This is a genomic window from Pseudotabrizicola sp. 4114 (genome assembly GCF_031457365.1).
Lineage (GTDB): Bacteria > Pseudomonadota > Alphaproteobacteria > Rhodobacterales > Rhodobacteraceae > Pseudotabrizicola.
In genome coordinates this window covers 35,256-59,065 of sequence record NZ_JAVDWP010000004.1, presented here as the reverse complement: position 1 = coordinate 59,065, position 23,810 = coordinate 35,256, and the positions used below count along the sequence as shown (strand labels likewise).

General features: G+C 64.0%; 22 protein-coding genes. 13 read left to right on the top strand and 9 right to left on the bottom strand.

The window, feature by feature from the left end; genetic code table 11:
* Window positions 1-110: 110 nt before the first annotated feature.
* The 4 genes from J2X53_RS10460 to guaA form a co-directional block, all read right to left on the bottom strand.
* On the bottom strand, window positions 111-1,169 hold the full coding sequence (locus J2X53_RS10460; protein ID WP_349037438.1) for a hypothetical protein: 1,059 nt from the start codon (window positions 1,167-1,169) through the stop codon (window positions 111-113).
* A 110-nt stretch (window positions 1,170-1,279) separates the two neighbouring features.
* On the bottom strand, window positions 1,280-2,164 hold the full coding sequence (locus J2X53_RS10455; protein ID WP_349037437.1) for a DMT family transporter: 885 nt from the start codon (window positions 2,162-2,164) through the stop codon (window positions 1,280-1,282).
* 41 nt (window positions 2,165-2,205) lie between these two features.
* A complete protein-coding gene (locus tag J2X53_RS10450) occupies window positions 2,206-2,484 on the bottom strand; it encodes an antibiotic biosynthesis monooxygenase (protein WP_349037436.1) in 279 nt (92 codons plus the stop codon).
* Between the two features lie 93 nt (window positions 2,485-2,577).
* The gene (guaA, locus tag J2X53_RS10445) at window positions 2,578-4,146 is read right to left on the bottom strand and encodes a glutamine-hydrolyzing GMP synthase (protein ID WP_349037435.1); all 1,569 of its coding nucleotides are present in this window, start codon (window positions 4,144-4,146) and stop codon (window positions 2,578-2,580) included.
* 236 nt (window positions 4,147-4,382) lie between these two features.
* On the opposite strand from guaA, the gene J2X53_RS10440 reads away from it, so the two are divergent.
* Entirely contained in the window at window positions 4,383-5,930 is a 1,548-nt protein-coding gene (locus tag J2X53_RS10440; RefSeq protein WP_349037434.1) for a trimethylamine methyltransferase family protein, read from the top strand.
* 102 nt (window positions 5,931-6,032) lie between these two features.
* Here the strand turns inward: J2X53_RS10440 and J2X53_RS10435 are convergent, their stop codons facing one another.
* Entirely contained in the window at window positions 6,033-6,311 is a 279-nt protein-coding gene (locus J2X53_RS10435) for a DUF6477 family protein (protein ID WP_349037433.1), read from the bottom strand.
* A 226-nt stretch (window positions 6,312-6,537) separates the two neighbouring features.
* On the opposite strand from J2X53_RS10435, the gene J2X53_RS10430 reads away from it, so the two are divergent.
* Window positions 6,538-7,650, top strand: coding sequence for a DUF6456 domain-containing protein (locus J2X53_RS10430; RefSeq protein ID WP_349037432.1), 1,113 nt, complete (start codon window positions 6,538-6,540; stop codon window positions 7,648-7,650).
* A 124-nt stretch (window positions 7,651-7,774) separates the two neighbouring features.
* Window positions 7,775-8,725, top strand: a complete 951-nt coding sequence (gene lipA / locus J2X53_RS10425) for a lipoyl synthase (protein WP_349037431.1) — start codon at window positions 7,775-7,777, stop codon at window positions 8,723-8,725.
* Between the two features lie 154 nt (window positions 8,726-8,879).
* Here the strand turns inward: lipA and J2X53_RS10420 are convergent, their stop codons facing one another.
* Window positions 8,880-9,332, bottom strand: a complete 453-nt coding sequence (locus J2X53_RS10420) for a type II toxin-antitoxin system RatA family toxin (protein ID WP_349037430.1) — start codon at window positions 9,330-9,332, stop codon at window positions 8,880-8,882.
* Between the two features lie 64 nt (window positions 9,333-9,396).
* Between J2X53_RS10420 and hpt the strand changes: the two genes are divergently transcribed.
* The 3 genes from hpt to J2X53_RS10405 all read left to right on the top strand — a co-directional run bounded on the left by hpt (window position 9,397) and on the right by J2X53_RS10405 (window position 11,098).
* Window positions 9,397-9,945 (top strand): hypoxanthine phosphoribosyltransferase, encoded by a 549-nt coding sequence (hpt, locus tag J2X53_RS10415; RefSeq protein ID WP_349037429.1) that lies wholly within the window; start codon window positions 9,397-9,399, stop codon window positions 9,943-9,945.
* Complete coding sequence (locus J2X53_RS10410; RefSeq protein WP_349037428.1) at window positions 9,942-10,109, top strand: hypothetical protein; 168 nt, start codon at window positions 9,942-9,944, stop codon at window positions 10,107-10,109. The genes hpt and J2X53_RS10410 overlap by 4 nt, the downstream gene beginning before the upstream one ends.
* Before the next feature lie 98 nt (window positions 10,110-10,207).
* Window positions 10,208-11,098, top strand: coding sequence for a cytochrome c (locus tag J2X53_RS10405; protein WP_349037427.1), 891 nt, complete (start codon window positions 10,208-10,210; stop codon window positions 11,096-11,098).
* A gap of 64 nt (window positions 11,099-11,162) precedes the next feature.
* Here J2X53_RS10405 and J2X53_RS10400 read toward each other — a convergent pair whose 3' ends face one another.
* From J2X53_RS10400 to J2X53_RS10390, 3 genes are read right to left on the bottom strand one after another with little or no spacing between them, the layout of a single operon-like run.
* The gene (locus J2X53_RS10400) at window positions 11,163-11,636 is read right to left on the bottom strand and encodes a CinA family protein (protein ID WP_349037426.1); all 474 of its coding nucleotides are present in this window, start codon (window positions 11,634-11,636) and stop codon (window positions 11,163-11,165) included.
* Entirely contained in the window at window positions 11,633-12,142 is a 510-nt protein-coding gene (locus J2X53_RS10395) for a phosphatidylglycerophosphatase A (protein ID WP_349037425.1), read from the bottom strand. The genes J2X53_RS10400 and J2X53_RS10395 overlap by 4 nt, the downstream gene beginning before the upstream one ends.
* On the bottom strand, window positions 12,139-13,260 hold the full coding sequence (locus tag J2X53_RS10390; RefSeq protein ID WP_349037424.1) for a bifunctional 2-C-methyl-D-erythritol 4-phosphate cytidylyltransferase/2-C-methyl-D-erythritol 2,4-cyclodiphosphate synthase: 1,122 nt from the start codon (window positions 13,258-13,260) through the stop codon (window positions 12,139-12,141). Before J2X53_RS10390 ends, J2X53_RS10395 begins: the two co-directional genes overlap by 4 nt.
* Window positions 13,261-13,441: 181 nt before the next feature.
* On the opposite strand from J2X53_RS10390, the gene dusB reads away from it, so the two are divergent.
* The 7 genes from dusB (at window position 13,442) to J2X53_RS10355 (ending at window position 23,691) form a co-directional block, all read left to right on the top strand.
* A complete protein-coding gene (gene dusB, locus J2X53_RS10385; RefSeq protein ID WP_349037423.1) occupies window positions 13,442-14,449 on the top strand; it encodes a tRNA dihydrouridine synthase DusB in 1,008 nt (335 codons plus the stop codon).
* Window positions 14,446-15,540, top strand: coding sequence for an ATP-binding protein (locus J2X53_RS10380; protein ID WP_349037422.1), 1,095 nt, complete (start codon window positions 14,446-14,448; stop codon window positions 15,538-15,540). The genes dusB and J2X53_RS10380 overlap by 4 nt, the downstream gene beginning before the upstream one ends.
* Complete coding sequence (locus J2X53_RS10375; RefSeq protein ID WP_349037421.1) at window positions 15,540-16,907, top strand: response regulator; 1,368 nt, start codon at window positions 15,540-15,542, stop codon at window positions 16,905-16,907. Before J2X53_RS10380 ends, J2X53_RS10375 begins: the two co-directional genes overlap by 1 nt.
* A gap of 101 nt (window positions 16,908-17,008) precedes the next feature.
* Entirely contained in the window at window positions 17,009-19,270 is a 2,262-nt protein-coding gene (locus J2X53_RS10370; RefSeq protein ID WP_349037420.1) for a PAS domain-containing sensor histidine kinase, read from the top strand.
* A gap of 1 nt (window position 19,271) precedes the next feature.
* Complete coding sequence (locus J2X53_RS10365) at window positions 19,272-20,684, top strand: sigma-54 dependent transcriptional regulator (RefSeq protein WP_349037419.1); 1,413 nt, start codon at window positions 19,272-19,274, stop codon at window positions 20,682-20,684.
* 104 nt (window positions 20,685-20,788) lie between these two features.
* Window positions 20,789-22,165 (top strand): Trk system potassium transporter TrkA, encoded by a 1,377-nt coding sequence (gene trkA / locus J2X53_RS10360; RefSeq protein WP_349037418.1) that lies wholly within the window; start codon window positions 20,789-20,791, stop codon window positions 22,163-22,165.
* Window positions 22,165-23,691 carry a potassium transporter TrkG gene (locus J2X53_RS10355; protein WP_349037417.1) on the top strand — a complete coding sequence of 509 codons (1,527 nt, stop codon included), beginning with the start codon at window positions 22,165-22,167 and terminating at the stop codon, window positions 23,689-23,691. Before trkA ends, J2X53_RS10355 begins: the two co-directional genes overlap by 1 nt.
* Window positions 23,692-23,810 lie beyond the last annotated feature (119 nt).

Here is a 23,810-nt window from a genome sequence, read left to right as displayed (position 1 = left end):
GCCTTGCCCTTTTCATTGCGCCTGACAGTTACCGCCCCCGGCCTGCGCCTTCAATGCAAAACCCGCCCCGGTGAGGGGGCGGGCCAGTCGTTGCCTCCGGGCAGGTCAGCTCAGAAGGTGAAGCCGACCTTCATGCCAACCGCGACAGCCTTGTTGCCGGTAAAGCGGCTGTTGCCCCGCAGCGCAGTTGCATCGCCGATATCGACATAGCGCACACCAGCGGTGATTTTCATGTTCTGATGGGTATAGGTGCCACCGATCTGGATGCTTTTCTGCCCGTCGGTCGGGCCAAGGTTCCCGACGATGCCGCCATGGTGCTTTTCATAGCCGATCGAGATCGCGCCCGAGAACGCATCGCTGAACTTGCGCCCGATCCCGATGTTGTAGGTGATGGTATCATGCTCGTAGCTGACCAGCGGATTGACCGAAGGCGGCAGCAGCGGACCATCAAGCCGGGTCACGGACCAGTCCATCCAGCGGATCGAGCCGAACAGCAGCGTGTCGGCCGCTATACCGGACTGCGCATCCAGCGTCAGCGACTGCGGCAACTTGACCGGCACATCAAATGTCATTGGCACGCCGGCAATTGTGGTGTTCAGCGTGTGCTTGGTCTCGGACGCATAGGTCAGCGCCACGCGCAGGGCGATTTCGGGCTTTTCATAGGCCACACCGATCAGGTAGCCAAGATCACGGTCATTGCCGAACTTGGCGCGATAGTTGCCTGCTGCGGGCAGGAACAGATCGCCACCGATCCCGACAGAGCGCAGGCCGCCATGGACCGAGAAATTTTCATTGAACTTGTAGCGCGCGACGGCGGCAATGGTCTCACCGCGCAGTTTCGCGGAGGATCCGGCCAGCGGAAAGCCGGTGCCGGTCGGATAAAACACATCTGCCCCGAAGGTCGGGTCAACGGTCAGGCCCAGTGACAGCTTTTCATTGATGTCGGTTTTGACCGCAAAGCCAAATGTCGTATAGTCTTTCAGAACACTGCCCGTCGCGACCGACGGCATCGGAGCCAGCACGCCCGACACTTTGGGCGACACCGAGCCAAAGCTCAGCTCGGCGTAATTCCCCTTTTCAAACATGAAGCCCAGCGGCAGGGCCGAGCGTTCAAAGCCCCCCGCCTGAACCGAACCGGCCGATACTGCTGCGGCCGCAGCTGCGATCATCATTTTTTTCATGGTTTCCCTCATCCCCGAAACAGGATTTCCCCTGTGATGACGCTATTTGACGCAGGCTTTGCAGGTCAATCAATGACGCCGCGTCATATTTTTATCAATCAGCGGGTGTGTGTCTTTCGGGTCTCGGACCGGATGTTGATCCAGTTCGCAAAAAGGATCAGCGCCGCGCCAAGAAACAGCAGCGCCTCCAGCTGTTCCTGATACAAAAGCGCACCCGCAAGCGCCATCAGCGGCAGGCGGGTAAAGTCGATGGGCATCACGAACGTGGCCGGGGCAAGACGCAAGGCAGAGGTCAGGCACAGATGTGCGACCAGCCCGGTGACCCCGATCAGCGCCAGCCAGGGCGCGGTCGCGAGGGTGGGCCAGGTGATGTGACCGTCGATCGCGGCCAGAACCGCGCCGAATACGAACTGCATCACCGTCAGCCAGAACAGAATCGACAGGACCGTGACATCACGTGCAAGGCGCTTGGTGGCGATATTGGTCGCGGCAAAACAGACCGCCGCCCCGGCGGCCGCCAGAACGCCCAGGTTCAGCGCGTTGAAATCCGGGCGCACCACGATCAGGATGCCGACAAATCCCAGAGCGGCCGCAAAGGCCCGCGGGCCGGTGATCCGTTCGCCCAGCAGCAGCGGTGACAGCAGAATGACCCAGAGCGGCGAGGTGAATTCGATGGCGATCAGTTGCGCGAGGGGGATCAGGGTCAATGCCCAGAACCATAGATTCTGGCCGGTGAAATGCACTGCATTGCGCAGGGCATGCCCGCCCAACCGCGCCCCGCTGATCTCGCGCAGCTTGCCCATGGCCGCTGCCGCCGCGATCACCAGAAAGAAACTGACAAAGGAGCGCGCCGCCATGATCTCGAACGTGTCATGCGCGCCCTGCAACTGCCGACCGGCAATCGCCATGCCGGTAAACGAGACGACAGAGCCCAGCATCCAGAGGACGGCGGCAAGCGGGCGATAGGGGGCGGTTGTGTTCATGCGCCTGTTCTGGCCGCTGGCGTGCCGACTGTCCAGAGCGCTTAGTCGGGCAGATCCTCGACCCGGAAATCGCGCAGGATCTGGCGGGTCGCCTCAAACCAGCGGCTTTCGCGGGTGCGGGTCTGATGGGCATCAAAATCGTCACGGGTGCGGAAGGATTCGTGCACATCCCAGATCAGCGGATCATCGGTCTGGGCCACGTCAAATGACAGACAACCGGGTTCAAGCCGGGTCAGCCGGATATGCTCGGGCAGGTGATCGCGCACGGTCTGCGCCTCGGCCTCGGTCATGCAGATCAGATGGCCTTTGAGCCGGATCATCCCGTCACCCTTTTGGTTCCGGACCAGAGGGTGACGCTGATCGGTGATGCGGGCAAGAGACGATTTTTCGGCGAAAAATCGTGCCTGTCCCCGTCACTCCAGCTCGATGGTGCCCGGTGGTTTGCTGGTGCAGTCGTAGAACACCCGGTTGATGCCCGGCACCTCGTTGATGATCCGGGTTGATGTCTCCCCCAGAAAATCATGGGTGAACGGGTAGTAATCTGCGGTCATGCCATCCACCGATGTCACCGCGCGCAAGGCAAGCGCGAAATCATAGGTGCGCCCGTCGCCCATCACGCCGACGGTGCGCATCGGCAGGATGGCAGCAAAGGCCTGCCAGATCTCATCATACAGCCCGTGCTTGCGGATCTGGTCGATATAGACCGCATCCGCCTTGCGCAGGATGTCGAGCTTTTCGACCGTGATCTCGCCGGGGCAACGGATGGCAAGACCGGGGCCGGGGAAGGGGTGGCGGCCGATGAAGCTGGCAGGCAGGCCAAGCTCGCGGCCCAGGGCGCGAACCTCATCCTTGAACAGCTCGCGCAGCGGCTCGACCAGTTTCAGCCCCATCTTTTCCGGCAGACCGCCGACATTGTGGTGCGACTTGATGGTGACCGAGGGGCCGCCGGAAAAGCTGACCGATTCGATCACATCGGGATAAAGCGTGCCTTGGGCCAGAAACTTTGCGCCGCCGACTTCGGTGGCATGTTTCTGGAACACGTCGATGAACAGCCGGCCAATGGTCTTGCGCTTGATCTCGGGGTCGGAGACCCCTTCAAGCGCGCCGAGGAACAGCTCGGATTCGTCGGCATGGATCAGCGGCATGTTGTAGTTGTCGCGGAACATGGTGACGACCTGTTCCGCCTCACCCAGCCGCAAGAGACCGTGATCGACGAAAACGCAGGTGAGCTGGTCGCCGATCGCCTCGTGGATCAGCACGGCGGCGACCGAGCTGTCGACCCCGCCCGACAGACCGCAGATCACCTTGGCATCGCCGACCTGTTCGCGGATCTTGCGGATGGCCTCCTCGCGGTAGGCCCCCATGGTCCAGTCGCCCTTGAACCCTGCCAGTTTCACGAAATTCTCGTACAGTTTCGCGCCCTTGGGGGTGTGGTGCACCTCGGGGTGGAACTGGACGGCGTAGAAATGCCGCGACGGATCGGCGGTGATGGCAAAGGGCGCATTGGGCGAGGTGCCGAACACCTCAAACCCCGGCGCGATTTTCGACACATGGTCGCCGTGCGACATCCAGACCTGTTCGCGGCCTGCGGTGGTGTTGGGATCAAACCAGCCGTCGAGCAGCGCCAGACCCGTGCCGCTTGGCGTGACATAGGCACGGCCGAATTCGGCGGTGCCATGGCCGCGTTCGACCAGACCGCCCAGGCAATGCATCATCACCTGCTGGCCATAGCAGATCCCCAGGATCGGCACGCCCATGGTAAACACCGTCTGCGGGGGCATCGGCGCACCGGGCGCAAACACCGAAGACGGCCCGCCCGAAAAGATCACGGCCTTTGGCGCAAACGCGGCCAGAAAGGCATCGTCAACCTTGTTGAACGGATGGATTTCGCAATAGACGTTCAGCTCGCGCAGGCGGCGCGCGATCAGCTGCGTTACCTGAGAGCCGAAGTCGATGATCAGAAGGCGGTCATGATGGGTCATGCGCCCGCATACGAAGCGTTGTGCAGAATCGCAAGAGGGGAAAGCGGTGCCAGAGCGGTCTGATGCTGTCGCGGGGTGAGATCAGGAAGATGAGTATTTGGGCCAAGATGAAAGCGGAGGTGCAGGAGCCCTGGAGCGGGCGCATGTCGTTTTTCGGCACGAAGTGACGGAAACGGGGGCCGGGTCGCCCGACAATGGCGGCATAAGTGCGGCAAACAGGCTTTGGAGGGTTCGACATGAGCGAAGTTGCGGGTGAGGGGCGCCGGGCACGCGGCGGCGGCGGGTCGGCACGGCGCGCAGAGCGCACGGCGGTCTCGCTGGAGACGGCAAAGTTCATTCAGCGCAACATTCCGAATTTCGAGATCCTGAACGCCGAGGCGCTGGAGATCATCGAGTGGAATGCCGACACGGTTCTGGAAGAGATCGGCGTCAATTTCGTGGAAAACCCCGGCGCTCTGGCGCTGTGGAAGGCGGCAGGCGCAGATGTTCAGGGCGAGCGGGTGCGGATCCCGCGTGGTCTGGCGCGCAAGCTCTGTGCAACGGCCCCCTCCAGCTTTACCCAGCACGCCCGCAACCCGGCGCGCAATGTCGAGGTGGGGGGGCGCAATCTGGTGCTGGCCCCGGTTTACGGCCCGCCCTTTGTGCGCGATCTGGAAGGCGGACGGCGCTATGCGACGATTGCCGATTTCCAGAACTTCGTGAAGCTGGGCTATATGTCGAAATGGCTGCACCATTCCGGCGGCACGGTCTGCGAGCCGACCGATGTGCCGGTGAACAAGCGCCATCTGGATATGCTGCACGCCCATATGGTGCTGTCGGACAAGCCCTATATGGGCTCGGTCACCGAACCCAGCCGGGCCGAGGATTCGGTCGAGATGTCGAAGATCCTGTTCGGGGCGGATTTCGTTGACCAGAACACGGTGATGACCTCGCTCATCAACATCAACAGCCCGCTGACCTTTGACGGCATTATGATGGGCGCGCTGGAGGTGTTTGCGCGGGCAAATCAGGCGTCGATCATCTCGCCCTTTATCGTCGGTGGCGCCATGGCCCCGGTGACGGTGGCCGGCACGCTGACGCAGGTGCTGGCCGAGGTGCTGGCCGGTGTGGCCTATAGCCAGCTGGTGCGGCCTGGTGCACCGGTGATCTTTGGTGCCTTTGTGACCTCGATCGACATGAATTCGGGCGCGCCAACCTTTGGCACGCCCGAAGCCGCGCATATCACCTATGGCGCGGGTCAGCTGGCACGCCGGCTGAACCTGCCGTATCGCTCGGGCGGGGCGTTTTGCGGATCAAAGCTGCCGGATGCGCAGGCGGCTTATGAGACCGCCAACAGCCTGAACATGGCGCTGCTGGCCGGGGTGAACTTCATGCTGCATTCCTGTGGCTGGCTTGAAGGCGGGCTGGTCAGTTCCTACGAGAAATTCGTGATGGATGCTGATCAGCTGGGCACGCTGCACCATCTGGCGCAGGGCGTGATGATGGACACCAACGGGCAGGCGATGGATGCGCTGCGCGAGGTGGGGCCGGGCGGCCACTTCCTGGGCTGTGAGCACACGCAGGCCAATTTCAAATCAGCGTTCTGGCGGTCGGATCTGTTCGACTACAAACCGTTCGAGACCTGGGCCGAAGAAGGGGCGCGCGACACGCAGGCCCTGGCAGCAGAGCGGGTGAAAAAGCAGCTTGGCGATTATCAGCAACCGGCGCTGGATGCTGGCACGCGCGAGGCGCTGGATGCCTATGTGGCGCAGAAAAAGGCGTCGATGCCCGACGCGTTCATCTGAACGGCAAAGCATCGGCGGGCTGACCGCGATGAAACGGACCAACGGCCCGTCACTTTGGTGACGGGCCGTTTTTCGGTTCAGGCGCGGGGTGTTCAGGCGCGGTCAGGCCCCGCGCAATACCACCGGGATTTCGGCCAGCAGCGCGATCAGCACCTCGATATGACGGGTGATCGAATAGGCCGCATCGCCGCGCTGCCGGTTCTGTTCCAGTTTATCTTCTTGCGTCAGCAGCTGACGCATCGTCGCTTCGGGGGATGCGGGCAGGCTGATCAGCCGTTTCAGATCGCGGTCGCGCCGGTAGTCGGCCACACCGAAACGGGCCGCGTGCATCAGCAGGCGGGGGCGGCGCAGATCGGCCAGCAGGGTGCGGAAATCTGACATGGAACAGCTCCTCATTGTTTCCATGTCAGCATAAATGTCTCAACCTTGCGTTGCGTTTTATGTGGATAACCGCGCGGTCGGTTCGAAATCGTTTCATTTTCTTCATCAATTATCCACAGGTCCGCCGCGATCGACCCGTTACATTAACCAATGCGTAACCGACTCCGTTCAGGTTGTATTAACCATGACTGGGTCAGGAAACCGCACGGCGGCACCGGAAACGCAGATGACATCGAACCTGTCCGCCGACTTCAGTTTGCCCGAGTGGTTGCCCGCCGACGTGAGACACTATCTTGACCACACAGGGGTCGGGGTAACGTTCCGGGAGCTGGCGCGTCGCAGCGGGGGCCACGCCTCCACCGTGATGCGTCAGGTCCGCCGCTGTGAAGCGCGCCGCGAAGACCCGCTGGTGGATGAAGCTCTGGCCCTGTTGGGCGGCAGGACGATGGCTCCAGACAGAGAGGAAGCCACGCCCATGACCGTTAATCCCAGATCACTGCACCTTGACGAAGCCACGCTGTCCCGTGAGGGCCGCCGCATTCTGCGCCGGCTGGCCGAACCGGGGGCGGTGCTGGCCATCGCCCCCGATCTGGAAAAGGCAGTTGTGCTGCGCGAGTTTCCAGACGGCCAGCAGGCGCGGACCGGCGTGCTGGACCGGGCCGTCGCACAGGCCTTTGCGGTCAAAGACTGGATCAGCTGCCGCAAAAAGGGCCGGGTGACGACCTATGAAATCACCACCGCCGGGCGGGCCGCGCTGAAACGGATGATCGACGACAGTGATCTGGCCCGGCAGGCGCATCAGACCGGGCTGGCCGAGGCACCGATGCCCTTTGCCAACCAGCACCGGATCTGGGACGACCGCCAGATCGAAGAGGGCGGTGCCTCGCGCAAGATCCGCTACAATCTTGCCGAAAGCCCGCTGGCCGTGCTGGGGCGGCGGCGCGACAAGGATGGCAAGCCATTTCTGGAAAACGATCTGATCCGGGCCGCCGAACGCCTGCGCGAAGATTTCGAGCTGGCGCAGATGGGGCCGCGCGTGGCGCAGAACTGGGAGCGGTTCCTCACCGCCGGCGACCGGGGCAGCTTTCGCCCCGATGCCGGGCACGGCGAAGGGCCGGGCCGCGCGCGCGATCGGGTGGCGGCGGCGCTGCGCGATCTTGGCCCCGGTCTGGGCGATGTGGCGCTGCGGGTGTGCTGCTTTCTCGAAGGCATCGAGACGGCGGAAAAGCGGATGGGCTGGGCCGCCCGCTCGGGCAAGATCGTGCTGCGCATCGCGCTGCAACGCCTGCGCCGGCATTATGAGGAAAACGGAGGCGAGGGGCGCAATTTCATCGGCTGACCCTGGCGGCATCTTTCGCACGCTGCCATGCACAGCACGCAAGGCCCTGCAGCTGCAGGGCCGGTTGTGCGCGGCCCCGGTTCGGGCTAATTGTGACAAACAGCATGGTTTGGCGGAGGACCCTATGCGCGATCTGACAGTTCCCGATCAGCGGCACCCGGAAAAGGCGCACCGCCCAGACAATGCCCAGCCGAAAAAGCCGGACTGGATCCGGGTGCGCGCCCCCACGTCCGAGGGCTACAAACGCACCCGTGACATCCTGAAAGAGAAAAAGCTGGTGACCGTCTGCGAAGAGGCGGGTTGCCCCAATGTCGGCGAATGCTGGTCGCAGGGCCACGCCACCATGATGATCATGGGCGAGATCTGCACCCGTGGCTGCACCTTCTGCAACGTCGCCACCGGCAAGCCGCAAACCCTTGACGCGTTCGAACCGGGCCGGGTGGCCCATGCGGTCGCCGAATTGGGGCTGAACCATGTGGTGATCACCTCGGTGGACCGCGACGATCTTGATGATGGCGGGGCGGAACATTTCGCGCAAACCATCCGCGCCGTGCGCCACCGCGCGCCCAACACCACGATCGAGATCCTGACCCCCGATTTCCTGAAATGCCCGCCCTCGGCGCTGGAAAAAGTGGTCGAGGCGCGGCCCGACGTGTTCAACCACAATCTGGAAACCGTGCCGGGTCTTTATCTCGAAGTGCGCCCCGGTGCGCGCTATTTCCACAGCTTGCGCCTGTTGCAGCGGGTGAAAGAGCTGGACCCGACCCTGTTCACCAAATCCGGCATCATGGTCGGTCTTGGCGAAGACCGGGCCGGGGTGCTGCAGGTGATGGATGACATGCGCAGTGCCGATATCGACTTTCTGACCATCGGCCAGTATCTGCAACCAACCCCGAAACACCACCGGGTTGATCGCTTCGTCACCCCGGATGAGTTCAAGAATTATGAGACCGCCGCCTATGGCAAAGGGTTCCTGATGGTCTCGGCCACCCCGCTCACCCGGTCCTCCTACCATGCGGGCGATGATTTCGCGCAGCTGCGCGCCGCGCGTCTGGCCAAACTCGGCCGGGCCTGAGTCTGACAGCAACAGCTGCAAAGCCCAACCCGGCTTTGCAGCTTTCCCAAATACTCCCGCGCGGCGCGCTCTTGCCCCGAGGAGACACGCCCCTTGGCGTGCGACGAGATAAAAACAATGCGCCGCAGGCGCTCAATCAGATCAACGTTGGCCCTCAGCGCCGCCCGTACAGCTCTGCCGCCCGGCGTTCAAAGGCCCGCACGATCCGCTGCATCGCCTCGTTGAACACCACGCCGATGATCCCTTGCAGGATTGCGTTGCGGAATTCGAAATCGACAAAGAAATCGACCTCACAGCCGCCCTCTGCCTCGCGGAACCGCCAGGTTGACCGCATGTGGCGGAACGGGCCGTCCAGATATTCGGTCTCGATCCGCTGCTCTGCCGGCCATAGCACCACCCGGCTGCCAAAGCGTTCGCGGAACACCTTGAAGCTGATCACCAGATCCGCCTCCATCACCTCGGACCCGTCGGGCTGCATTTCGCGCGACCGGATGCGCGCCGCGGAATTCCACGGCAGAAACTTCGGATAAGACCCGACATCGGCCACCAGATCATACATCTGGTGCGCGCTATAGGGCAGAAAACGGGTTTCGTTATGGGTTGGCATCAGCAGTATCCGTGACTCGGTCCGTGCTTTTCGATAGAAAGCGCACAGAAATCAAGGGGACGCCATGACGCAACGACCTTATGTGATCGACCAGATGATCAGTGCCAAGTCCATCGCCGCCCGGGTCGAGGCGTTGGCGCGCGAAATCACCACACATTTTGCCGGCACCGACAAGCTGGTGGTGGTCGGTCTGTTGCGCGGATCCTTCGTGTTCATCGCCGATCTGGTGCGCGAACTGGACCTGCCGGTAGAGGTCGATTTCCTGGAGGCCTCCAGCTACGGCGACTCAATGCAGTCGTCGCGAGAAGTGCGCATTCTCAAGGACTTGCGCGGTGAGATTGCCGGGCGCGATGTGCTGTTGGTTGAGGATATCGTCGACACCGGCTTTACGCTCAGCCATGTCATCCACCTGCTCAAGGCGCGCGAACCGGCGCGGCTCAAGGTCTGTGCGCTGCTCGACAAACCCACGCGGCGCGAGGTGGCGGTCAAGGCCGACTGGACCGGATTCGAGATCCCCGATGAATTTGTCGTGGGCTATGGCATCGACTTTGCCCAACGCAACCGCAACCTGCCGTACATAGGCAAGGTGCGCTTTACCGAGGATGCGCCATGAATCCGATCTGGTTCCTGCGCATGGCCAAATGGGTGCGGCATCCGCCGTCCTGGGCGCGGGTCAAGCTGGTGGTGGGCGTGGTGCTGGTCTGCTTCGTGATCTTCGGGTTTGAATATTTCTGGGGCTGGCCCGAGGCGCTGACACCGCAAAGAGTGCGGCCCTGACGGTACTCGCAAAACCGGGTACTGGCAAAAAGGTGATGCCTGCCGGGTCACAAATCCGCTAGCGTGGCCGTTGACCGCCGCAAAGCGAAGGAGTTGCCATGCGCCGCCTGTTCCTCTTTGTCCTCGCCGCTGCTGTGGTCGGGGGGGCTGCGTTCTGGGCCCTGACCCGACCTGCGCCCTTGCCCGCCGATACCTTTGCCGGTCTGACCGGCGATGCGGGCCGGGGCGAAGCGGTGTTTCACGCCACCGGCTGCGCCTCGTGCCACATGGCACCGGGCGCCACGGGTGAGGCGAAACTGGTGCTGGCGGGCGGGCAGGCGTTCCCGTCTGATTTCGGCACCTTCGTGGCCCCCAACATCAGCCCCGACCCGCAGCAGGGCATCGGCGGCTGGTCGCTGATGGACGTGGCCAATGCCCTGCAGCGCGGCGTCTCGCCCGGCGGCGCGCATTACTATCCGGCCTTGCCCTATTGGTCCTATGCCCGGATGCAGCCGCAGGACGTGGTCGATCTTTACGCCTTTCTGCAAACCCTGCCTGCCGATGCCACCCCCAGCCAGCCGCATCAGATCGGCTTTCCGTTCAGCCTCCGCAGGCTGGTTGGCGGCTGGAAGCTCCTGAACAGCGACGCAGAGTTCGTGGTGCAGGGCGATCTGACCGAGGCCGAGACCCGGGGCCGCTACATCGCCGAGGCGATGGCGCATTGCGGCGAATGTCACACGCCGCGCAACGCCCTTGGCGGTCTGGACACCAGCCGCTGGCTGGCTGGCGCGCCCAATCCCTCGGGGCAGGGCACGATTCCCAACATCACCCCGGCAAAGCTGGACTGGAGCGAGGGCGAGATCGTCGCATACCTCACCAGCGGCTTTACCCCCGACTACGATTCGGCGGGGGGCCATATGGTGCCGGTGATCGAGAACATGGCGCAACTGCCCGAAAGCGACCGGGCGGCGGTGGCGGCCTATCTGAAAAAGGTGCCGGGCGTGGAGTAGCTCCGCGCTCCCTGCGGGCGCTTGTCGCAGCGATGACGCCCGGACGGGGGGAAGAGCAGCCCGGTCAGGCCCGCTGCAAGGCCCGTTCCAGCAAGCCCAGCGCATGGGCGACCGTCGCCTGCCGCACCTGCGCCCGCCCTATTGCGCCAAACTCCACCGTTTCCGTCATCACATCGCGCCCTTCCAGCGAGAGGCCAAAGCACACCCGGCCTTCGGGCTTGAACTCTGACCCTCCCGGTCCGGCAATGCCGGTGACCGACACCGCCAGCCCGACGCCCGCCCGCAGCTGCGCGCCGGACGCCATTTCCCGCGCGACCGCTTCACTGACCGCGCCAAAATCGGCCAAGGTCTGCGCCTGCACCCCCAGCATCTCTTGCTTGGCCCGGTTGGAATAGGTGACAAAGCCCCGGTCGAACACATCCGACGACCCCGCCACCTCGGTCAGCGACCCTGCGATCAGCCCGCCGGTGCAGCTTTCTGCGGTGGCGATATGAATGCCCTTTGCCCGCGCCAGTGCCAGAACCCGCTCTGCCGTCATCGCATCAAGACCCCATGCGCCACGCCCGCAGCCGCCAGCACCGCAACACCCGCAAACACGCCGGCCAACAGGTCATCCAGCATCACCCCTGCCGGATCGCCGCGCCGGTCGGCGCGGCCGATGATCCAGGGTTTCCAGATATCGAACAGGCGGAAAAACAGGAACGCCGCCACCCAGCCGGGATAGGCAGCCAGCGCCCAATCCTCCATCCCGCGCGACCAGAACGCGGCGGCGGGGAACAAAAGCGCGATCCATTGCCCCGCCACCTCGTCAATCACGATCTCGGACGGGTCATCGCCGGGCCGGTCGCGCAGCGCCTGTGCGCAGGCCCAGAACCCCAGCAGCGTCACCGCGACCGTGGCCACGACCAGCGCCGGAAACCCCAGCAGATGATCAATCGCAAGGCCCAAGCCCACAGCCACCGCAGATCCCCACGTTCCCGGCGCAGGCCGCAGCAGGCCGACATAGCCGAAGGTGGTGATGGCCCGGATCGCCTGCGCGTTCATGCCCGCACCAATGCGCAGGTGGCCAGCGCCGCGATACCCTCTTCGCGGCCCGTAAACCCCAACCGTTCCGATGTTGTGGCCTTGACGCTGATCCTGTCCATGTCGAGTCCCATGATCGCGGCCAAGGCCGCCCGCATTTCTGCCTGATGTGGCCCGATCTTGGGCCGTTCGCACACCAAAGTCACATCGCAATTGGCCACGCTATAGCCGCGCGCCGTGACCCGGCTCATGGCGTGGCGCAGAAAGATATGACTTTCTGCGCCTTTCCATTGCGGGTCACTGGGCGGGAAATGCACGCCGATATCCCCCTCGGCCAGCGCCCCATAGATCGCATCGGTCAGCGCATGCATGCCGACATCGGCATCCGAATGGCCCAGCAGAGCGCGCGCATGCGGGACCCTGACCCCGCAGAGCCAGACATGATCGCCTGTCGTAAAGGCATGCACGTCATAGCCATTGCCCAGCCGTATATCCATGTCCCGCCCCTTCAGAAGTCTGGCCGCGCGGGTGAAATCCTGCGCGTAGGTCAGTTTCAGATTGTCCTCATCACCCGGCACGATGGCGACGGTGTGACCGGCCCAGCGCGCCACCTCGACATCATCCGCCGCATCGCCCGGATGGGCGCGGTGCGCGGCAAGGATGGCGTCAAAGCGAAAGCCCTGCGGCGTCTGTGCCCGCCACAAGCCATCGCGCGGGGCGGTGCCGTCCACGGTGTCGCCGCCGCGCCACAGCGCATCGGTCACCGGCAGGGCAGGGGCCGCGCCCGTGGCCCGGTCCAGCGCCTGCAGCACCGCGCCGATCACCGCGCCTGACACCAGCGGCCGCGCGCCATCATGGATCAGCACCTTGGTGACGCCCTGACCCTCCAGCCAATCGAGGGCATTGCGCACCGAGCCTGCCCGCGTCGCAGCGCCCTCGACCATCGGCAGGCCAAAGCCGGCGGCGCGAGTGCGGTCGTCGGGGTGGATCACCAGCACCAGACGGTCAACTTGCCCGGCAAAGGCGCGGATGGTATGGGAAAGCACGGGTTCGCCCGCCAGATCCTGCCATTGCTTTGGCAGATCCCCCCCGGCCCGGGTGCCCCGGCCTGCGGCGACAATGATGGCGGCTGTGGTCATGGCACCTCTCTTCGCCTCCTGCTTAAATCAGGGGAAAGACTTGCGCAACGTGCGCAGAAACCACGCGGCAATGCCTAAATTTCAGGCATTGCATGTTTTTCAACCGTTTTATTGACGCTGCGGCTTTGTGATCCCGGTCAAACAGGATTACCTCGTCCTCAGGCGCATAAGGATTGTGCAATTGGCTCTCTCGCTCGACAGTCTTACCATCGACCCTCCGGTGCTGCTGGCCCCTTTGGCCGGGATCACCGATCTGCCGTTCCGCCGGGTTGTCGCCCGGTTCGGGGCCGGTCTTGTCGTATCCGAGATGATCGCCAGCGAAGACGTGATGCGCGCCCAACCCCTGGCGCGGGCCAAGGCCGAGCTGGGATTTGGCGAGGCGGCAACCTCGGTGCAACTGGCGGGGCGCGATCCCTATTGGATGGCCGAAGCCGCGCGCTATGCCGAAGGGCAGGGCGCGCAGGTGATCGACATCAACATGGGCTGCCCGGCCAAGCGGGTGACAGCCGCAGGCGGCAACGGGGCCTGCGGGTCGGCGCTGATGCGCGAGCCGGATCTGGCGGTCGCGCTGATCGAGGCGGTGGTGGGCGCGGTCAAGCTGCCGGTGACGCTGAAAACCCGGCTGGGCTGGGACCATGACCACCTCAACGCGCCCGAGATTGCAGCGCGGGCCGAGGCTGCGGGCATCCGCATGATCACCATTCACGGCCGCACCCGGAACCAGTTTTACAAAGGCAGTGCCAACTGGGCCGCGATCCGCGCGGTCAAGCAGGCGGTGCGTATTCCGGTCATCGCCAATGGCGACATCACCGACGCGGCCTCTGCCGCCCGCGCGCTGGAGCAGTCGGGGGCCGATGGCGTGATGGTCGGGCGCGGGGCCCAGGGCGCGCCCTGGCGGCTGGCCGAGATTGCCCATGCGCTCTACGGCACACCCGCGCCACAGGTGCCGCAAGGCGCTGCGCTGGCCGAGTTGATCGCCGGGCATTACGAGGCGCAACTGTCGTTCTATGGCCGCGCCCTTGGCATCAAGACCGCGCGCAAGCATCTGTCCTGGTATCTGGAAGCGGCGGGCGCGTTGACCCATCGCACCGCCATCGTCACCAGTGACGACCCGGCGCAGGTGATCCGCCTGATCCACGCCAGCTTTGCCGAACACCCGGAAGCCAATGTGCACGGGGCCGCCGCATGACCGGGTATCGCACGCCATACCCGGTGCCGGGGGTGATCTGGGCCAGCCTGCCTATTCCGGCGCTGCTGCTGGGTCTTGACGGGTGCATCACCGAGGTGAACCCGGCGGGCGAGACGTTTTTCAACGCCTCATCCCGCTCGCTGATGGGCCAGCCCGCGCTGGACCGGCTGTCGATAGACGCCCCGATGGAAGAGGCGTTTTCGCGCGCCCGCGCCAATCAGTCGACCATCTTCATCAATGATGTCGATGTGACCACGGGGGAACGCGCGCCGGTGCAATGCAACGTGCAGGTCGCGCCCATGCACGACAATTCCGACTACCTGATGCTGCTGATCAGCCCGCGCGACATTGCCGACCGTCTGGGCCGGTCGATGAGCGTGAAATCAGCCGCCAAATCCGCCATCGGCATGGCCGAGATGCTGGCGCATGAAATCAAGAACCCCCTCGCCGGCATTTCGGGCGCGGCGCAGCTGATCAGCATGAATGCCAATGCCGAAGACCGCGAGCTGACCGATCTGATCGTCGAAGAGACCCGCCGGATCGTCAAACTGCTGGAACAGGTCGAGCAATTCGGCAACCTGCGCCCGCCAGACCGGCGCGCGGTCAACCTGCATGACGCGCTGGACCGGGCCCGCAAATCCGCCATGGTCGGCTTTGCCGCCCATATGCAGATTGTCGAGGATTACGATCCGTCCTTGCCGCTGACGCTGGCCGATCCCGATCAGCTGATGCAGGTGTTCCTGAACCTGATCAAGAACGCGGCCGAGGCCAGCAAGGGCCAGCCGGGCACCATCCGCCTGCGCACCTTTTATGACCTGTCGCTGCGCCTGCGCCGCAAGTCCGGCTCACCTTCGGTGCTGCCGCTGACGGTTGAAATCATCGACGACGGCCCCGGCATTCCGCCGGAAATCGCCACCGATATCTTTGAACCCTTTGTTTCGGGGCGTGAAAACGGCACCGGGCTGGGCCTTGCTCTGGTTTCAAAGATCATTTCCGACCACGAAGGCTGGGTTCAGGTTGACTCGGTGCCAGGGCGCACCGCGTTTCGTGTCTCGCTTCCCGTGGCCCCCAAGAAGATGGAGAGCAACTGATGGACGGCACTGTTCTGGTCGCAGATGACGACCGCACGATCCGCACCGTGCTGACGCAGGCCCTGACCCGGGCGGGCTGCAAGGTTCATGCAACCTCCAGCCTGATGACGCTGATGCGCTGGGTCGAAGAGGGCAAGGGCGATCTGGTGATCTCTGACGTGATCATGCCCGATGGCAACGGTCTGGATGCGCTGCCGCGCATCGGCAAGATGCGCCCCGGCCTGCCGGTGATCGTGATCTCAGCCCAGAACACCATCATGACCGCGATTCAGGCCGCCGAGGCCGAGGCCTATGATTACCTGCCCAAGCCGTTCGATCTGCCCGACCTGATGAAACGCTCGGCCCGGGCGCTGGAGCAGAAACGCCGGGCGCCGAAAATTCCGGTACAGCCGCTGCGCGAGGCGGGCGATGATCTGCCGCTGGTCGGGCGCACGCCTGCGATGCAGGCGCTGTACCGGCTGGTGGCGCGGGTGATGAACACCGATCTGGCGGTGCTGGTCACCGGCGAGTCGGGCACCGGCAAAAGCCTGATATCGCGCGCGATCCACGATTTTTCTGACCGGCGCAGCCAGCCCTTTGTGGTGGCGCAGGCCGGTGATCTGCAAGGCGTCGATGGCCCGTCCACCCTGCTGTCGCGCGCAAGGGGCGGCAGTCTGGTGTTTGACGAGGTGGCCGATTACGACGACGACACTCAGGCCCGGATCGTGCGGATGCTCGATCTGATGGGCGATGGCGCGCCGCGCATCATGGCCACCAGTCAGGTCGATCTGTCGGCGCGGATGGAGGCGGGGGCGTTCCGTCAGGATCTGTATTACCGCCTGTCCGGCGTGACCCTGCATGTGCCGTCGTTGCGCGAACGCGTCGATGACATTCCGCTGCTGGCCGACCACTTCCTGACGCGCGGCGAGCGTGATGTCGGCACGATCCGGCGGCTGTCAAACGAGGCGCGCGATCTGGTGCGCGGCTATTCCTGGCCGGGCAATGTGCGCCAGCTGGAAAACACCCTGCGCCGGCTGATGGTCACCTCTTCCGAGGCCGAGATCACCCGCGCCGAAGTCGAATCGGTGCTGGGCAATCAGCCGGTGATGGAGCCGCTGAAGGGCGGCGGCGAGAATGAAAAGCTGTCGGCATCGGTGGCGCGGCATCTGAAGCGGTATTTCGATCTGCACGGCGGCCATCTGCCCCCCGCAGGCGTTTACCAGAGGATCCTGCGCGAAGTGGAGATGCCGCTTATAGAAATCGCGCTGGATGCCACGGCGGGAAATCAGGCAAAATGTGCCGATCTGCTGGGCATCAACCGCAATACCTTGCGCAAGAAGATCACCGACCTCGATATCCGCGTGACACGGAGGCGCAAGCTGATGTAAAACCGCAACATCAAGCGTGTCGTTCCCGCCCCATGGCGATACGGCACCAGATGTGGCGGAATGGGCACGGATGACGCGCCCGCATCGGGGGTCGGGGACGAGTGCAGCGCGCGTTGGGATCAGCAGCCTGGGAACGGCTGGCGCGCTTGCGCAGGCAGCGGCGCGTGCAGACCGCCACCACGTTCGGGCTGGTGTTTCTGGGGCCGTTGCTGGCGGTATTCACCTTCCTGACACTCGGTCCGTTCAGTCAGGGCTCCAACAGCCCGGCGCTGCGTCTGATCCTGCTGGCCGATCTGGTCTATATTCTGGTGGTTGCCGCCCTGGTGCTGGCGCGGGTGGCGCGGCTGGTGGCAGACCGGCGCAGCCAGTCGGCAGGCTCGCGTCTGCACCTGCGGCTGTCGGGGGTGTTTGCGCTGGTCGCGCTGGTGCCGACGGTGCTGGTCGCGGTGTTTGCGGTGCTGACGGTCAACATCGGGCTGGAGGGCTGGTTTTCCGACCGGGTCCGCTCGGTGGTCGGCACCTCGCTGTCGGCGGCGCAGGCCTATCACCGCCAAAGCCGCGATGACCTGATCGAGGATGCCACCTCGCTGGCGGCCTATCTGAACGTGGCCAAGCAATCGACGTTTTTCCTGCCCGATGACGGGCTGCGCCCCTTGCTGTCGCAGGGACAGGCGGCGGTGCAGCGCGGGCTGAAAGAGGCGTTTCTGATCGACGGCAGCGGCACGTTGCTGACGCGTGGCCAGCGGTCCTATCTGTTTGATTTCGAAACCCCGCCCACCGACGTGCTGACCCGCGCCCGGACCGAAGGGCCGCAGGTGATCGAGGATTGGGAGAACGACGAATTCCGCGCTGTCGTCGCGCTGGAGGCCTATGTCGACCGGTATCTTTACGTCAGCCGCACTGTCGATGGCGAGCTGTTGTCGCTGCTCGATTCCACCCGCGAAACCGTGCGGCTTTATAACCAGCTGGAGGCGGACCGGGGCAGGGTGCTGCTCAACTTTGGCCTGATCTATCTGGGCTTTGCCATCATCCTGATCCTGGCCGCCACCTGGCTGGGCCTGTGGTTTGCCGAGCGGCTGTCGAAACCCGTGGGCCGTCTGGCCGGGGCGGCGCAGCGGGTGGGCGGCGGCGATCTGGATGTGCAGGTCAAGGAAGAGCCGGGCGATGATGAAATCGCCATGCTGGGCCGGTTGTTCAATCAGATGACCCGCCAGCTGAAAGGCCAGCGTGAGGCGCTGGTGGAAAACAACCGCCAGACCGAACGGCGGCGGCGGTTGTTTGATTCCGTGCTGTCGAACGTCACCGCCGGGGTGATCGGGCTGAACCCTGAAGGCCAGATCGACTTTGTGAACCGCGCCGGAGAGCGGTTGCTGGATATGATCAAGGGCGTCGAAGACATGCCGCTGGCCGAAGCGGTGCCCGAATTTGCCCAGGTGTTCGACCGTCTGCGCGACAGCAACAGCGGCGGCGTGCAGGAAGAGGTGCGGCTGACCCGCAAGGGCAAGCTGGAAAGCCTGCTGGTGCGGATGAGCGTGCGGCGCAGCGACACCGGGCGGCTGGAAGGCTATGTGGTGGCCTTTGACGACGTGACCGATCTGGTCAGCGCGCAGCGCATGGCGGCCTGGGGCGATGTGGCCCGGCGCATCGCGCATGAAATCAAGAACCCGCTGACCCCGATTGCGCTGTCGGCCGAACGGATCAAGCGCAAGTTCCGTGATCAGGTGAACGAACCCGCCGATCTGGAGCAGTATACGGACGTTATTGTCAGGCAGACCAATGACTTGCGGCGCATTGTTGATGAATTTTCCAAATTCGCCCGCATGCCCGAACCTGATCGCCGCGAAACCGACCTGACCCGGTTGCTGCGCGATGCGGTGACCCTGCAGGAAAGCGGCCAGCCGCTGGTGCGCTTTGTCTCTGACATTCCCGATGGGCCGCAGGTGATGGAGCTGGATGCGACCATGATCAATCAGGCGCTGACAAACCTGATCAAGAACGCTGGCGAAGCCATTGAAACCTTGCAGGAAAAGGGCGCGCCCGCCGGGCATGTGCCCGAAATCCGCGTGCAGATGGCCCCGGATGACGACGGCGTGACCATCCGCATCATGGACAATGGCATCGGCCTGCCGCCAGACCGCGCCCGCCTGTTCGAGCCCTATGTGACCACCCGTGAAAAGGGCACCGGGCTTGGGCTGCCGATTGTGAAAAAGATCATTGAAGAGCACGGCGGGACGCTGGCACTGCTGGATGCCCCGGTTTTTAAAGGAAATGCCCATGCGGGCGCGATGGCAGAACTGCGTCTGCCGCGCCTGACCCGCAAACGGGCGCGCAACAACATGGTCGCACAGGGCCAGGGAGGCTGAGATGAGCATTCTGATCGTTGATGACGAAAAAGACATTCGCGAGTTGATCGGGGACATTCTGAAGGACGAAGGCTATGCCATTCGTCTGGCAGGAAATTCCGACGATGCCATGGCCGAGATCAACGCCGATCCGCCCAGTCTGATGATCCTCGACATCTGGCTGAAGGACAGCCGGATGGACGGGATCGACATTCTGAAGACCGTGAAACGCGACAACCCCGATGTGCCGGTGGTGATCATTTCGGGGCATGGCAATATCGAGATTGCGGTCGCGGCGATCAAACAGGGCGCCTATGACTTCATCGAAAAGCCGTTCAACATTGATCAGCTGATGGTGGTGGTCAGCCGCGCGATGGAAACCAGCCGGTTGCGCCGCGAAAACTCCGATCTGCGCCGGAGAGAGGTGACGAGTTCGGAAATGCTCGGCTCCAGCCCGGCGTTTCGCGCGCTGAAAGCACAGCTGGAAAAGGTCACCAAGTCGAATGGCCGGGTGATGCTGACCGGGCCATCCGGCAGCGGCAAGGAAATGGCGGCGCGTTTCATCCATTCCAACTCCAACCGTGCGAGCGCGCCCTTTGTCAGCGTGTCCTCGGCGACGGTGGAACCGGACCGGATGGAAGAGGTGTTGTTCGGGCGCGAGACCACCGAGCGTGGTATCGAAAAAGGCCTGTTGGAACAGGCGCATGGCGGCGTTGTCTACTTCGATGAGGTGGCCGATATGCCCGTCGGCACCCAGTCGAAAATCCTGCGCGTGTTGGTGGAGCAGCAGTTCACCCGCGCCGGTGGCACCGACAAAGTGCGGGTGGATCTGCGGGTCATTTCCTCGACAACCCGCGATCTGCGGGCGGAAATTGCGGCGGGGCGCTTCCGGCAGGAACTCTATGACCGGCTGAACGTGGTGCCGATCCCGGTGCCCAGTCTGGAGGAACGGCGCGAGGATATTCCCGAGCTGACCCGGCATTTCATCGACCTGTTCCACCGCACCCAAGGCCTGCCGCTGCGCCAGCTGACGCAAGAGGCCGAGGCGATGCTGCAGACCACCGCCTGGCCCGGCAACGTGCGCCAGTTGCGCAACGTGATCGAGCGGGTGCTGATTCTGGGCGAAGCCCATGGCGCGATCGAGGCCACCGAACTGCCGGGACAAGAGGCGGTGGTGGAGGGCAACGGGCGGCTGGTGCTGGGCGGGGCAATGGCGACCCTGCCGCTGCGCGAGGCGCGCGAAGTGTTTGAACGCGAATATCTGCTGACCCAGATCAACCGCTTTGGCGGCAATATCAGCCGCACCGCCAATTTTGTCGGGATGGAACGCTCTGCCCTGCACCGCAAACTGAAATCGCTGGGCGTGGTCACTACCTCGAAATCCGGCGGCCGGTCGGCGCATTTCGACGAGGTGGAGGACGAAGACGAAGGCTGATCCGGCCATCATTGACCCCGCGATTGACCCCGGCGCCGCCTTCTGCGATGCAGGGGCGGTGTGGCGGGGCCAATGTTTCACCCGCCACCCTATAAGGGGCTGACATGAAGGTCATCATCTGCGGCGCGGGTCAGGTCGGCTGGCAGATCGCGCGTCAGTTGTCCAATGAGCGCAACGATGTGACGGTGGTGGACGTGAACCCCGATCTGGTGCGCCGCGCGACAGATACGCTGGATGTTCAGGGGATTGCGGGCTTTGCCTCCTACCCCGATGTTCTGGAGCGGGCGGGCGCGCGCGATGCCGATCTGATCATCGCCGCCACCCATTCCGACGAGGTGAACATGGTTACCTGTCAGGTGGCGCATTCGGTGTTCTCGGTCCCGCGCAAGATTGCGCGGCTGCGGGCGCAGAATTATCTGGATGCGATCTATTCCGACCTGTACCGCCGCGACCATCTGCCGATTGACGTGGTGATCAGCCCCGAACGCGAGGTGGCCGAGGCCGCCTTGCAGCGGTTGGCGGCACCATCGACCTTTGACACCGAAAGCTTCATGCTGGGCCGGGCGCAACTGTTGGGCATCGCGCTGGACGAAGACTGCCCGGTGCTGAACACGCCGTTGCGCCAGCTGAACGATCTGTTTTCCACCCTGCGCGCCATCGTCGTCGGTGTGCGGCGCGAGGGGCGGCTGTTTTCGCCCGATCCGGGCGATCAGCTGTTTGCGGGCGATCAGATTTACGTCTTCACCCATTCCGAAGATGTGAACCGCACGCTGGAAATCTTTGGCAAGAAAACCAAAAAGCAGGAACGCATCGTCATCATCGGCGGCGGCAATGTCGGCCTTGGCGTTGCCCGCGCGCTGGAGGCGCGCAGCGACCGGGTGCGCGCCAAGATCATCGAGAAATCGCGCCCCACCGCCGAACGCGCTGCCGACGCGCTGGAACGGACGATTGTGCTGCATGGCGACGGCATGGATATGGATATCCTGATGGAAGCGGCGATTGACCGCGCCGATGCCGTGCTGGCGGTCACCGATGATGACAAGACCAACCTGCTGGTCGCGGTGCGCGCCAAACAGGCCGGGTGCCAGATGGCGATTGCGCTGGTCAACGACCCGACCCTCGCGCCGATGATGGGGCCGCTGGATATTGACGCCTATATCAACCCGCGTGCCACCACCGTCAGCTCGATCCTGCGTCATATCCGGCATGGCCGGGTGCGGGCGGTCTATTCCATCGGCGATGCCGAGGCCGAGATGATCGAGGCGCAGATCCTGTCCACCAGCTCGCTGGCGGGCAAGATGATCCGCGAGATCGACTTTCCCGAAGGGGTGCTGGTCGGCGGCGTGATGAAGGCGGACAAGGTGGTGAAACCCACGGCCGAGCTGCGGCTGGAGGCGGGGGATATCATCGCCCTGTTCGCCATGGCCCCGGACGTGCGGGAGGTGGAGCGGCTGTTGCAGGTCTCCATCGACTTTTTCTGATGGCTTTGCGCGATCGGCTGCTGGCGACGCCCTTGCTGGTCACGCTGTCGGCCCTGTCGGGTGTGGCGATGTTCCTGCCTGCGGCCCATGCCACGCTGACCGATGCGCACCGGGTGGCGCAGGGGTTCTTTTATTCGGGCGTGCTGGTGTTGATCGTGACCGGCATGGTCTGGTTGGCCACATCGAACTGGCGGCCGCGCAATGTGGCACGCAGCCAGCTGGCATCACTGGTCGGGGCCTATGCGCTGATGCCGGTGATCTTTGCGATACCCGTCACGCAAGCGGTGCCTGATACCAGTTTCACCAATGCCTGGTTCGAGATGGTGTCGTGTTTCACCACCACCGGCGCCTCTGTCTACGACACGCCGGGGCGGTTGTCGGCGCCCTTGCATCTGTGGCGCGCCACGGTGGGCTGGCTGGGCGGGTTGTTCATTCTGGTGACCGCCACCGCCATTCTGGCGCCGATGAACCTGGGCGGGGTCGAGGTGATGTCGGGCCGCGCGCCGGGGCGGGGAGCGGATGGGCTGAGCCAGATCACCCGTGTGGCCGATCCGTCGCAGCGGTTCCTGCGCTATACGCTGCTCTTGTTCCCGATCTACTCCGGCCTGACGCTGCTGTTGTGGCTGTTGCTGATGATCGCGGGCGAGGTGAACCTGCTGGCGCTGATCCATGCCATGGGCACGCTCTCGACCTCTGGCATCGGCACCGATGGCGATCTGAGCGGGCTGCGCACCGGGCTGGTGGGCGAGGCGCTGATCGTGATCTTCCTGATGCTGGCCATCACCCGGCGGTTTTTGCCCGGCACCCAGTTTGCGCTGATGCAGGGCCCGCTGCGCCGCGACCCTGAGGTGCGGCTGGCGACCATTCTGATTGCCACCACCACCGCCGTGCTGTTCTTTCGCCATTTCATCGGCGCGATTGAGGTCGAGGCGACCGATGACGCGGCCTCGGCCTTGCGGGCGCTGTGGGGCACGTTTTTCATGGCGGTCAGCTTTCTGACCACCACCGGCTACGAATCCGGCGAATGGGCGGCGGCGCGCAGCTGGTCGGGCCTGCCCAGCCCGGGGCTTGTGCTCTTGGGGCTGGCGATCATCGGGGGCGGGGTGGCGACCACCGCAGGCGGGGTCAAGCTGCTGCGGGTTTATGCGCTGTTCCGTCATGGCGAGCGCGAGCTGGAAAAGCTGATCCACCCGTCGTCGATTGGTGGGCAGGGGTCGCAGGCGCGGCGTCTGCGCCGCGAGGGGGCCTATTTTGCCTGGCTGTTCTTCATGTTGTTCGCGCTGTCCATCGCGGTCAGCACCGCCGCCCTGTCGCTGATGAACCTGCCGTTCGAGAATGCGCTGGTGCTGACCCTTGCGGCGCTTTCCACCACCGGTCAGCTGGCCGATCTGGCCGGTGCCGCCCCGATCCGCTATGCCGAGCTGGAGACAGTGGCCAAGGCGTTTCTGGCCATGGTGATGGTGGTCGGACGGCTGGAGACACTGGCGCTGCTGGCGCTATTTGCGCCGTCCAGCTGGCAACGCTGACACATCCATCGGTAAAGGACTGTTTTTTGGGCTGGAATCTCCGCGATTCGCGTCCCATACTGCTTACCAATGCGCCAGCGGCAGGCTTATAAGCCGAGGGACGGATAAAACGCGCAACA